The following is a 13155-nucleotide window of genomic DNA, read 5'->3' as shown; positions in this document are numbered from 1 at the left end:
ACCAGAAGTCAGGGCTTTTTTACAGCTAATTTTTTACTAAATTACTACGTTCCCAGTTATCACAGGCTTGTACTACCGGCAAATTGCTAATTTGTTTTTCCTTATGAAAATTATATTTTCTTCCCATGGCAATTAGCGCATGATGACTTTTAATCCATAAAGACTCCGGCAAAGCCTGCGTTAAGCGACGTTCCACTTGAGTCACATTAGCTTTAGGCGCGACAAAGTGTAAACGCTGGGCGATCTTACTAACATGGGTATCAACAGCAAAGGCGGGAATATTAAAACAATCAGCTAAGACAACATTAGCCGTTTTGCCGCCAACACCCGGTAAAGTGACCAAAGATTTCTTATCTGCTGGTACTTCACCTGCAAAATCAGTGCATAGCTTTTGCGAACAGGCAACTAAATAACGTGCTTTGTTATGATAAAGACCAATTGTTTTAATTAAAGGTTCAATTTCTACAACTTTTGCTTGGGCCATGGTTGGTGGAGTGGGATATTTTTGAAAAAGCTGCGGTGTCACCTGATTAACAGCCTTATCAGTAGTTTGAGCACTAAGAATCACAGCCACTAAATATTGAAAATTACTTGCAGCCTTTAAACTGGGACCTGCCATGGGAAATTCTGCCAAAATCATTTGAAAAGCTTGTCGAATTTGTTGATCAGATAACATTAGATCTATTTGCCCCCATAACGCATTTTGTTTTGTTGTAACTGTGCCGCTGTAGTGATGTGCTGTTTTTCCCAATTAATTAAAATACGATCCATATATTTCAAGGAATATACCTGATTTAAAACGGCTTCTTTGAGCGCTAAATTAATAATTTCAGGACTATACTTATCCTCTTGCAGCCATTCTTGAATGGTTTGTCGCTCAATTGGCGATAAGGGGCGGCCAAATTCAACTTCAATTTTTTGAAATAAATTTTGGACTTCATTATTCGTATCCTGAATCGGTGTAGTCTGTTGTTTTACTTCTAATTTTTCAAAAGCGGGTGACAAGTCATAATAATCTTGATATTTTTTATTTTGACTAGTGCGGGATTCGATTTGAATTAAATGTTTATCTATTAAACTCTGAGTTAATTGATAAATTTGAGGTACCGAAAATCCTGTATTTTTTGTTAACTGGACCGTAGCCGGAAAATGAATCCCCTGTTCTTGAAACATTTTGAGATTGACAAACAGGACAAATTCATCACTAGTAAATTGCAATTCTTGAAAATGTTGAATTAATAAGTTATTGATATTGGTACTTCCAGCATTAATTACTTTTTTCCAATTCATGAGCTTGCCCTTTCTTGCTAATTGTTGCCTTATCTACCAATTAGAAAAAAGGCCGGGAGTAAAAATTGCCCGTACCTTTTTCTATGAACAATTGATTAAGGCCGCAAACGATTAATCATTCTCGGAAATGGAATAGCTTCCCGTAAATGATCCAAATGACAGATCCAAGTAAGAGCTCTTTCTAATCCTAAACCAAATCCGGAATGCGGCACGGAACCGTATTTTCTCAAGTCTAAATACCAATCATAATCAGTTAAACTTAGTCCCTGACGCACCATTTCCGCTTTTAATTTCTCATAGTCTGCTTCTCTTTCTGAACCACCAATGATTTCCCCATAACCTTCGGGAGCCAACAAATCGGCACAAATATATAAATCATCACGTGTTGGATCGGTCTTCATGTAAAAAGGTTTAATAGTTTTCGGGTAATTCAAAACAAAGACTGGCTGATCAAATTGGTCGGAGATATAAGTTTCTTCTGGAGCACCAAAATCATCACCCCATTGAATATTAATTCCACCTTTTTGACACAATTTAATGGCTTCATCGTAAGAAATTCGTGGATAAGGCGTCTGCGTATACCGTTTTAAGATTTCCGGATCACGTTCCAATAATTTTAATTCATATTGACAATTATCCAATACAGCTTGTACTAAGAAAGCAATATAACGTTCCTGAATTTGTAGGCTTTCTTCTTGGTGCATAAAAGCCATTTCCGGTTCAATCATCCAAAATTCTGTCAAATGCCGGCGGGTTTTGGATTTTTCTGCCCGAAAAGTGGGACCAAAAGAATAAACCTTATCAAATGCCATAGCTCCAACTTCTTCATATAACTGTCCGCTTTGCGATAAGAAAGCTTCATTATCAAAATAATCAGTAGAAAATAATTCCGTGGTCCCTTCTGGAGCCGTACCAGTCAAAATCGGAGCATCAAACTTCACAAAACCTTCCTGGTGAAAGAAATTATAGGTGGCACGAATCATCTCATCACGAATTTTCATAATTGCAAAAGGACGCCGTGAACGCAACCATAAATGACGATGATCTAAAAGAAATTCAATACCATGCTCTTTGGGCGTAATAGGAAAATCAGCACTTTCCCCCACTAATTCCAAATTAGAAATTTCAATTTCATAACCAAAGTGGGAACGTTTATCTTGGTGAATTACGCCGGTCACATAAAAGCTTGTTTCTTGTCTTAGTTTTTTAGCCAACTCAAAAACTTCATCACTGACTTGATTTTTGCTTACCACTCCTTGAAAATAAGCAGTTCCATCACGTAATTGTAAAAAAGCAATCTTACCAGAGGACCTTTTATCGGTTAGCCAGACACCAATTTTAACTTCCTCATTAACATGTTGTGCTGCGTCAGCAATATTAATTTGTTGCATTCTTTATTCCTCCAACTTAATTTCTTACTTTTATAAATGGTTAATAACTTGGACAATTTTAGTATTTTTAAAGTTCAATAAATAATACCCCAGAGTTTGATCCTTATTTAAAAAGGTTACTTCCCAAACCGGCTGCTTTTGATGATAACCTAAGGCTACTTTGGTAACTTTTTGCGGATGTTGATTATTAATCACAATTTGCCGTGCTTGATAAGGTAAATTCGGTTTACCAAACAAGGTTTTGATTTTGCCATTCTTGCCATTGATAATAACATATTTATACCGTCGTGGTTGCCGCCGATCATAGCCGCCAACAGAATAAAGTCGCTGTTGGCGATCAAATTCTGAATAAAAAGTGGCATTAGTTACTGCAGCCTGCTTGTGAGCAACATCCAATGCTTGTGAACGTGCCGAGCTGTGCAAACCCGTAGCTAATGAATAAAAAGCCCAAAATAAAGCAATTAAGGCAATAAAAGTTATAATAATAGCTGTTTTATGCCATTTATTTTTCATAATTACTCCCTATTAACTCTTCTCTAGTGTATCAAAAATTTGTCTTTAGAAACATCTTTATTTGTAAAGCAATTTCTGGAAGTGTTAATTCCTGATTATAGTCCGGTAAATCCAGTTCCTGATAAAGCCGCTGACCATATTTAGTAGTCGCTAGGCGTCTATCTAAAATTACCACTGCTCCATGATCAGAAGGAGAACGAATAAGCCGTCCTACTTCCTGTTTTAATCTTCTCGCTGCAGTGGGTAAACTTTCGACCTTAAACGGATTTAAACCTTGTTGTTGCCAATAATTATTTTTAGCTTTCACAAAAGGATTATCAGGCGCTTCAAACGGCAAACGGCTAATAATAACCAAAGATAAATCGCCATTGCTTAAATTGAGACCCTCACCAAAACTATTGGCTGCTAATAAAATGGCATTTTTATTTAAAGCAAATCGTTTTTTTAATCTTTGAGCCGAACCGGTAATTCCCTGAGCTAAAATTTCGCGCTGGTTGTCAAGTGCTGTTGTCTGCAAATAATCATAAACCCGCTGCAAGGTTTGTAAAGAATTAAACATAACTAAAGTTTTACAATCATTCTGCAGCAATAAGTCCGCAATAGCACCAGGTAAAAATTCATCAAACTCCAGCACTTTTCGCGGGCTGGGGGTGTTATTAGGAAGATAGATTTGGATTTGCCGATCTAAAGGATAATCCCGTTTTAAAAGCAGGTAATCTTTGGCAGGCACTTTTTGAGTAAGGCCTAATTGCTGGCAAAAATTATGGAAACTATGCTGATAAGCTAACGCCGCTCCTACTAAAATTGTGGTTTGAAACTTTTCTTGCAGATAGTCCATAATCAGATTATGATCAAAGACCTGTGTCGCTAAACTCAACGAGTCCCAGTTATTATAATTTACCATGTGCACAATTAACCCCGTATTTTGCTGCCAAATTGATAAACTCGCTAGAACTTCTTCTAATTGCCGTTCCTGGAATAAAATCGTCTGGTATTCGATTTGTAAATGATACATAATCTGATCAATTACCACAACGGAATTATCAGCTACTTGTTGGTAAAGTTTAAATAAATAAGCTAATTTACTTAAAAGTGCCTGTAAAATTTGGGCCAATTTATTCAACGTCTTAAGCGTGGCCGTATGAACCTGTTGCGTTTTTAAGGGCAAATCCAGCGGTTGTTGACGCTGGGATAAAGGTACCATTTTTTTGATATAATTACTCAACAAATCAGCTTCCAAGATTTGTATTTGCTGACGCACCTCATTAAATCTATTATCCAGTTCCAAAAGATCATTATGTCCCCAAGAATTTAAGCGACTCTGATGAAAAAAACTTCTGATCGTGACACGTTGCTGATATAAAATATCGCTGGTTTTTTTCAGGGCATCTTTTAAGGGACGTATTTGTAAACGTGCTTGCGGTCTTAAAGATTGCTGAATCAAATTATTAGCTTCATCAACAATTAAAACCTGAGCACTTTTCCATAAATCAAGATCAATATTTTTTAATAAATAAGCCTGATTAGTAATAATCACATCACTTTGTGCGGCATTTAAACAGCGACGGTGCCAAAAATCATACTGCATAAATAAGCCTGATTGTCGATGACCATTACTAACAATAAGCTTGAATAAATTACTTTGATAATTAGTTAAATTCAATTCTGCTAACGATCCTGTTCGGGTTTGGGTTAGCCAGACAATAAGCCGCATTTTTAACAAATCAGCCGGACGATGTCCCGTGTCCAACGGCAAAATCTGATAAAAATTATCTAAGTCTAAATAATTATGTGCACTATTAATCACAGTAGCACTATAATGACGCTGCCGCAATCTGGACAATAATGGTAATGATTCCTGCAATAATTGTTGTTGTAAAAGCTTAGTCGAAGTAGCAATAATGACCGGCTTTCCCTGGTCCAGATAATAAGATAACGGAAAAAGATAGCCCAAAGTTTTGCCCATACCTGTGGGGGCATCCACTAAAGCCAGCGGTGATTTTTGTTCTAACTTGCGATGAACAAAATTCATCATTTTCATTTGTTGCGGCCGACTAGAAATTACCTGATCAAATAATTTTTCTTTTTTGGCCGTACTCGTTGGGTATTTACTCGGCTTTGGCAAACTACCTGTCAGAGGACGTGGTTTTTGTAATACTAAGCCGTGCACGTCTACTAAATAATTAGGTAAAGCCTGCGGTTGAGCACAGGCCTGATCAATAATTGCCGCCATAAAATCTCCAGTTTGCCGAATCAAACTTTTAGTAAAATGCTTTAATAAACGCAACGTCGGCTGCGGTAAATGTCGTAACTGCTCTTGCAGATATAAAAACAGTTGGGCAGTAACTAAAGCATCACTATTAGCTTGATGCGGATTTAAGTGTTCAATATTCAAATAATTTGTTAAATCTGCCAACTTAAAGCTGGGCGCCTGTGGTAGTAAGATCTGAGCCAGCTCCACTGTATCAATCGCAGAATTGCTTAATGTTGATTGATCAGCTGCCTGTAATTCCGCCTGTAAAAAAGGCAAATCAAAATTAACATTATGGGCTACAAAAACTGCATCTTGTAAAATTTGTTTAATCTGAGGAACAAAACGAGCAAAAACCGGCTGCGAACTTAATTGCGCATCCTTGATCCCCGTTAATTCGGAAATTTTAGCCGATAATGGTTGTTGCGGATTAATTAAAAAATTATCTTGGCGTACTATTTGTGAATGCTCGATAGTGACAGCCGCAAACTGAATAATTTTATCGCCGTTTTTAAATTGGGTCCCTGTGGTTTCTAAATCTACTACTACATATTTCTTATCAATTAACATATTTTTATTTTACTTCAACCACCTGATTGATGGAAAGAAAACATAAATATTTATGAATAACTTTTTGCTGAGCAATCTGTTCTACAGCCTGCTGATACAAGTTTAATTGTCCCGAATATTCTTGTAAGGCATGTCTTACAGAATGTGGTCCCGTAGCTTGACTAGGGTCTAAATAATCGGTTTTATAATCAAAAATTATAATTTGTTGTTGGTCATTTTTAAATAGGCCATCAATAATTCCATGGATTAAAATTTGATCGTCATCCGCAGAAGACAACTGGTTAAACAATCTTTTAGCTGGTAAAAGCATCGAAAAGGCCCATTCTCTTTTCAGAGAAGTCCGATACTTAAGAATATTCTTTCCCAATTGTGACTGATAAAAATCACCTAAACTTTGATAGTCTATCTTTTGTGCTACAGCAGCAGTTAGTATCTGTTGCTGTACGAGCTGATGTGCTAACTGTTTAAAATCAGCAGTGGTCGGAGGTAAAGACTGCAAATTAATTTTTTGTAACAATAAATGTGTCGCACTGCCAATGTCGGCAGCGTTGACCGCCACTTTAGTCGTTGCTAAAAACCGGGGACGGGCAAATTCGTCAATTGTATAACGATTTCCTCGTGAATGTTGCTGCTGCCAATCAACTACCGGCAAATTCTGATCGTCAGGACTGGCAAATAAGTGTTTAATTTCTGAGACTGATTGATAAGCTGTTGTCCGCGTGGCTTCTTGATGTGAATAAGTGAAATTAAGAACTTGTTGCACTGTTTTTTGAAAAATTGGAGTAGGTTTAAAGTCTTTCTCCTCATTTAATTGCGCTGAAGTTGGTGTTACTACAATTTTTGGTTCTGCTTTTTGAAACACAACTTGAAAGTCAAATGGGCTCTGCGGTTGAGCTACAACTTTATTATCTTGCAACTGACCATTCAATCCCCAAATATACTGGAGCATTGTTTGAAATGAATTAAACTTATTTCTTAAAGCTGTATCAATGACTGTGTGGGGCTTTTGGGGCAACTGCCACTCTGACCACTGAGCACTGACAGTTTTTTTGGTTGCTCCCACTAAAATTAATTTTTGTTGTGCCCGAGTTAAAGCCACATATAACAGGCGCATCTCTTCGGAAATAACCTTCTTTTTTTGTTTAGCTTTAATCGCATACAGCGGTAAAGTTTCATAAAGAATATGGGTTGTTGGATCTAAATATTTAACGCCGATTCCGGTTTGGGAGTCTAATAAATATCTTTTATGACTGTCTTCATTATTAAAATGATGGTCAATATTTAACACAAAAACCAGCGGGAATTCTAATCCTTTACTGGCATGAATGGTCATAACTTGAATTTGATCACTGGCCTGGTTATATTCCATCGGCTGACCCAAATCCTGCTTATTATTTTGAATATGTTCAATAAAATGAATAAATTGAAATAAGCCTTTAAATTCCATTCGTTCAAATTGATCGGCTCGTTGATATAAAGCATGTAAATTGGCAGCCCGCTGGCGTCCATTAGGCATTCCTTGAACATAGGATAAATAGCCCGTTTTTAAATAAATCTGCCAAATTAATTCGGCAATACTCATTTTGGGTGCTTGTTGGCGAAAACTGTCGAGTTGCTCCATAAAGTGGCGCACTTTAACAGTCAATTTTTGAGCAAATTTATTTTTTTGATTGTAATCGCTATCTGCTAAATAATTCAATAAGGCTTGATAATAGTCACCTGTACGGCTGTTAATCCGTAAATAGGCCAATTCATTTTCATCAAGCCCGCCAATCATAGAACGTAGAACGGCTACCAGGGCAATATCTTGGCGCGGATTATCAATAATCTTTAATAATGACAAAATAACCTGCACTTCAGTAGCTTGAAAATAATTAGCTGCATCCGTCACTATAACTGGTAAATGCGCCTGAGCAAAAAGATGCATTACATCATTATTGAGGCTTTTAACCCGTGTTAAAATCGCAATATCCGAATATTTTAAGGGGCGTTTTTGATTTGTATGGCGATCAAAAATCTGATAATCTTGGGCAAACAGTTGTTGAATGCGGGCAATAATCAGTTTAATTTCTTCTTGTTCATTAGTAGTGCTGCTATTCTGCAAGTTTTCCTGATTAATAATTACTTCGGTAGTTGTATCCAAATCCTCTGGAAAATGAGCACCACTAACTAACTTTGCCGCGGCATCATAATTCATATCACCCAAATCTTGATCCATTATTCTAGTAAATATTTCATTGATCGTTTGAATTACATTCGGTGCTGAGCGGAAATTTTCCGATAAGTTAATTAATTTCCCAGTTTGCGGCAGAGATTGCATTTGCTGATACTTGTGTACAAATAATTGTGGTGCTGCTTGGCGAAATCCATAAATGGACTGCTTGATATCCCCGACCATAAATAAGTTGCCGGGATCGCGACGCCGAATTAATTGGATGATAGTTTCTTGTAAAGGATTAGTATCCTGATATTCATCAATTAGAATTTCTTGGAATTGTTGTTGATAATATTCTTGCGCTACTTGATGACCACCTTTTTGTGTTTGCAGCAAAGTTAGCGCCTGATGTTCTAAATCATTAAAGTCTAAGCTATGTTGTAAACTTTTTTCAGTTTGAAATTGCTGTAAAAACCTTTGTGCAACTTCGACCAGTTTAGTAACTAAATGACCGGTTCCTTGTAGAATCTTCTGCCATTGCTGGTTATCTAAAGCAAACAACTTATATTGCAATTCCTGCAATTGACTTGTAATATTTTTTTTCAATGTCAAAAATGGCTGCGTAATGTGAGGATCGGTTTTAGGTTTGGCTCGGCCGCTAATAGTTGGTAAATCTAATACTAAATGGCGTAAATCATCCCATTTTAAATTAGGTAAGTTTTGCTGCAGACTTTGAATCTGTTCATTTAATTGCTGCAAGCTAGCTTGATAAGCAGCTAATTCATCATAAGTCTGAGCAGTATCTTGCGCCTTTTGCACTTGGAGTTGTAAATAAGCAACATTATTAATCAAAGTTGCTTGTAAAATCTGTTGGTAAAAATCCGTCTGGGTTAAATCGCTACCCACTTGATATTGCAGGGGTAAACTTTCAATCCAAGACTTCGGATCAGGTGTAGTCGTGGCAAAATCAGTTAAATGAAAAAGCAAATCTGCCATCGTACTGTCATCGCTACCGCCAACAAAATTATCCTCCAGTAAAAAGAAATCTTCATCTTCTGCTTGATAATAAGCAGTGCGCAGTTTCTGCCAAGCACGCTCTTTTAATAAAAAGCGCTCATTATCATCACTTAACAACCGAAAATTAGGATCAACATCCCGTAAGTAATAAAACTTACGAATTACACGCAGGCAAAAAGCATGCAAAGTACTAATATAAGCACTAGGAATTAAAGCTAATTGTCGATACAGATGCTGGCGTTTTGAAGTATCTGTTACCGTTGCAGTTCTAGCCTGTAACTCATGAGTTAGGCGCTGTTTCATTTCTTGAGCCGCGGCCTCGGTAAAAGTTACGATCAGTAAATGATCCAGATCTTGACCGTTAAATAATTGTTCAATGATATGTTCAACCAAAACTGTCGTTTTGCCTGAACCTGCCGCGGCAGATACCAAAACATCTTGATCTGCTTTTTCGAGAGCTTGTCGCTGATTTTTAGTTGGAATAAATTGAGTCATCTTGATAATTTCCCTTTCGAATTTAGCCTGTCAAAAAATTCAGTTTTAGATAGATTTTCCAAAATGCGGTAATTATTTTCCGGCAGCATAGCATCAAAACGCATAATAGGTAAATAATCACTATACTGTAAAGTTGTTTTTTGTTTATCAATTTTTAAAGGACTTAATCGATTATCACCGGTTAAAATTTTAGTAGCCGCTTGTTTAATTAAAAATTGATTATAAGCTAACATCTCGGTGAATTGCTGTGGAGAAACCACTTTTTGCGCACTAATTTTATGATTTTTTGTAATAGGGAAAATTTTCGAGGCACTGGTTAAATGTGGCTCTAATAAAGCTGCGGTTTGTCCATCATCAATAATTAAGCCTTTATATTTAAACTGTTTAAATAAATAATCCTGATATGCACTTGGACGGCCTTTTAAATCTTCAAAATTAACCACCGGATCTTGTACTTGAAAATAAAAACCACCCAAAGCAAAAGCGGGACCACTAAAAAGCGACGGATCATTGATTAAACTAGCCAAATAAGTCATCATTTGTAAATTTATCCCGGCATAAAATTGGGAAAACTTAAAATCATGCTGACTTGATTTATAATCGACTACAAAATAATCCTGGGGAGCATTAACTAAACAATCCACGCGATCAATCCGGCCACGGACTACCACATCTTCGTCTTCATTTAATTGATAACGCAAGGGAGCAATATTATGCAAGGCCCCCACTTGTCCAAAAGCAATCTCGGTTTTATAAGGATAAAATTCCGCCAACCGTGATTGCTGGCGTAAAGCTTCTAAAGAATTTTGGACAGTCTGAATCATGCGATACCGGGCAAATTTTTCATCCCGGGAATAAATCCGGTATTGAGTTTGCGTTAAGAGCTTTTGAATAACTTGGTGAGATAAGTGCCGCAGTTCAGGAGCACTCAACTGATTAATTGTTTGATGGTTATTTTGCAAAGCTTTGATCACTTGATCCATTACTGAATGAAAAAATGTTCCCTGATTAGCAGGAGTCATCTTAAATTCAGCCCGCGGTCGCAGATTTAAACCATACTTTAAAAAATATTCATAAGGATTTTGATAAAAAGTTTCCAACTGCGAAATCGACACCGTTAAATGTTGCCCATATAAATCACGACTAATATTGGAACTTAAGGGTTGCGGCGTATTTTGATAGGAGAGACTCGACCACAAAAGCTGCAAATAAGTTTGCAAATGCGATTGACTAAATAAAATTTTACGCACACATTGCCACGCCTTAGGAACCGTTTGCTGACGATCTTGGGCTTGCCGATATATTTCTAAAAGATGATTTAAAGTAATTGTCGGACTGCCAATATTGCTCAGAATTTGCTGCTCATTATCACAGTGACTACAGTCGATCAGCTGCTCCACTAAATGAAAATGGCGTTTAATTAATTCGACATAAGGCGAAATTTGTATTTCCTTACCATCCTTAGTCGTAGAATAAGTAAAAATTAAGCGCTGTTGGGCCGACAAAAAACCTAAGTCATGCAGATAAGGTTCATTACTATTTAACTGCTGCTCAGTTTCCGGTAAACGTTCCTCAGATTGTAATAACGGTTTTAAAAAATTCAAATCTTCATCGGATAAAAGACTGTGATTAGTATTAGCTTGCGGCATTTCTTCGGCATTAGCTCCCATAATAATGGTAATTAAATGATTATCGCTTTGAACACTGCTCAATCCGGAAATGTGAACAGAATCTAATACGGAAGGAATAGTTGAGTATTTAGCCTGCTCAAAACCATTGTCAATTACCACCAAAAATTCAGTCGCATTAAACTTTTCTGCTCCTAAAATTGCGACATACTCATCTAATAACTGACAAAAAGTTTTTACAATTTGTTGTGGTTGTTGGCTTAAAGCGATATCTCCTGCTGTAATTGCTGCTTGTTCCCATATTCTCAAGTTAGAAAACACATTCAGTTGCTCTAACAATGCGTATAATTGGGTGCAGGCCTGCTGTCCGGAAAAAGATCCATTAATGATTTGATTAACAGCTTCATAAGTTATCTGTACTAAATTTTTTATCTGATTAACTTGCTGCATTTGTTTTTGCAATTGCGTATTCGGACTATCCGAAACAAAATCTTGTTCTCGCAACCAATCATGTGCCCGAACGCCATGCGCTAGAATATAATTATCAGTTAGATCAACTGCCTGCCGATAATCAGCAGCAGTCCAGTCCTGCGGTACGACTAATTCTGTTCGTAAAAAGCGCATTACATCTAAATACTGTAAATTATTTTGGACTAAAGCAAATAAACTATCAATTAAATCTTTAAAAGCATGATCTTTCATCGAATGCTTTAAATCCACGAAATAACTAATACCCTGATTAGTAAAATAAGGTTCCAAAAATTGCCGATAATCATCTAAATTACGGGCTAATACCAAAAAGTCGCGATACCGATATTTTTGAGTAGCAACTAACTGGCGAATATAAGTAGTTACGGCAGCTAATTCTTTTTGCGGGGTAGTGGTAGTCCAAATCTGAATGGCACTCGGATCTGCTAATTTTTCTGGCGGATAATGAGTTATATTAGTATTTTGAGCAATCCAAAAATCTTCTAAATGCGCTAAATCCGGACACACCCGTAATTCATTAGCGACTGTGGTAGTAAAAGGAATCCGTTGTTGTTGACACCAATTCACCAAATCCCGAAAAGTTTGTCGGGAAATCTGAAAAAAAGGACTGGACTGCTCTTGCGCATAAGCATGATCTAAATTAAGACTAATCTCCACACTGGCACTACCTTTAATCATTGCTTGGATAATGGTTATTTCTTGAGCACTAAATTGTGAAAAACCACTCACTAAATAATGAAAGTGCGCTTGTTCTTTATGATGATCATTTAAATAAGTGATTAATAGTTGGGCCAACTGCTCTTTATCACTATACAAGTCTTGAATTTGCTGGCGATACTCTTGATAAATCAGTTTTAAATCAGCTAATTTTAAAAATAAATCACCATTCTTATTCTGATCAACTTGTTCCAAGAGTGTCTGCAACCGTTCCTCACTGAAATTACCAGCAATTAAATCATTAATTTGTGAACTTAAATCCGCTATAAAACCAATTCGATTAGCTTCGCCATTATACAAATGCAACTGTGGTGCTAGCCGCTGCACAATTTTAGCCAACATCATTGCCTGCATCGTATCGGTTAATTGCGGGCTTTGGTAAAGCGGATCATTCCGTAAAAAAAACCAGGCTAAACGTGAAAAGGAAAAAATCTGAACTTGATTAGTAGCAAAAACGTTGGTTTGTGTTTTTAAAGCCTTTAACACTCCAACTTCACTTTCAAATTTTAAGTGATTAGGAACAATCCAAACAAATTGATCATGCGGATTTTGAGCAATTTGTTGTTTTAAATCGGTCAATAATAAGGCTTGTTTATTAGTTTGAGCCTTACCCAAAATAAATTTCAATTTCATATTTTA

At 36.7% G+C, this 13155-nt stretch carries 7 protein-coding genes; all 7 read right to left on the bottom strand.

From position 1 onward, the window contains the following. Positions 1–25 precede the first annotated feature (25 nt). A complete protein-coding gene (locus JG29_RS03980; RefSeq protein ID WP_045922599.1) occupies positions 26–676 on the bottom strand; it encodes an endonuclease III domain-containing protein in 651 nt (216 codons plus the stop codon). Between the two features lie 5 nt (positions 677–681). Continuing rightward, positions 682–1290: a DnaD domain-containing protein gene (locus tag JG29_RS03975; RefSeq protein ID WP_045922598.1), complete on the bottom strand. Its 609-nt coding sequence runs from the start codon at positions 1288–1290 to the stop codon at positions 682–684. Between the two features lie 95 nt (positions 1291–1385). After that, positions 1386–2681 (bottom strand): asparagine--tRNA ligase, encoded by a 1296-nt coding sequence (gene asnS / locus JG29_RS03970; RefSeq protein ID WP_045922597.1) that lies wholly within the window; start codon positions 2679–2681, stop codon positions 1386–1388. Positions 2682–2711: 30 nt separating this feature from the next. Further along, on the bottom strand, positions 2712–3194 hold the full coding sequence (locus tag JG29_RS03965; protein WP_045922596.1) for a hypothetical protein: 483 nt from the start codon (positions 3192–3194) through the stop codon (positions 2712–2714). A gap of 31 nt (positions 3195–3225) precedes the next feature. After that, positions 3226–6015: a helicase C-terminal domain-containing protein gene (locus JG29_RS03960; protein ID WP_045922595.1), complete on the bottom strand. Its 2790-nt coding sequence runs from the start codon at positions 6013–6015 to the stop codon at positions 3226–3228. A gap of 4 nt (positions 6016–6019) precedes the next feature. Then, complete coding sequence (gene addA, locus JG29_RS03955; protein ID WP_045922594.1) at positions 6020–9682, bottom strand: helicase-exonuclease AddAB subunit AddA; 3663 nt, start codon at positions 9680–9682, stop codon at positions 6020–6022. Further along, complete coding sequence (locus tag JG29_RS03950) at positions 9679–13149, bottom strand: PD-(D/E)XK nuclease family protein (RefSeq protein WP_045922593.1); 3471 nt, start codon at positions 13147–13149, stop codon at positions 9679–9681. The genes addA and JG29_RS03950 overlap by 4 nt, the downstream gene beginning before the upstream one ends. Between the last annotated feature and the right edge of the window lie 6 nt (positions 13150–13155).

The organism is Bombilactobacillus mellis, from assembly GCF_000967245.1.
In the GTDB taxonomy this organism is placed as follows: domain Bacteria; phylum Bacillota; class Bacilli; order Lactobacillales; family Lactobacillaceae; genus Bombilactobacillus; species Bombilactobacillus mellis.
This window is presented reverse-complemented; position numbering and strand designations above follow the sequence as displayed.

Excerpts from the sequence above, each read along its gene's own strand:
- addA (WP_045922594.1), bottom strand. The coding sequence starts at position 9,682 with ATGACTCAATTTATTCCAACTAAAAATCAGCGACAAGCTCTCGAAAAA.
- JG29_RS03980 (WP_045922599.1), bottom strand. The coding sequence starts at position 676 with ATGTTATCTGATCAACAAATTCGACAAGCTTTTCAAATGATTTTGGCA.
- JG29_RS03960 (WP_045922595.1), bottom strand. The coding sequence starts at position 6,015 with ATGTTAATTGATAAGAAATATGTAGTAGTAGATTTAGAAACCACAGGG.
- asnS (WP_045922597.1), bottom strand. The coding sequence starts at position 2,681 with ATGCAACAAATTAATATTGCTGACGCAGCACAACATGTTAATGAGGAA.
- JG29_RS03950 (WP_045922593.1), bottom strand. The coding sequence starts at position 13,149 with ATGAAATTGAAATTTATTTTGGGTAAGGCTCAAACTAATAAACAAGCC.
- JG29_RS03965 (WP_045922596.1), bottom strand. The coding sequence starts at position 3,194 with ATGAAAAATAAATGGCATAAAACAGCTATTATTATAACTTTTATTGCC.
- JG29_RS03975 (WP_045922598.1), bottom strand. The coding sequence starts at position 1,290 with ATGAATTGGAAAAAAGTAATTAATGCTGGAAGTACCAATATCAATAAC.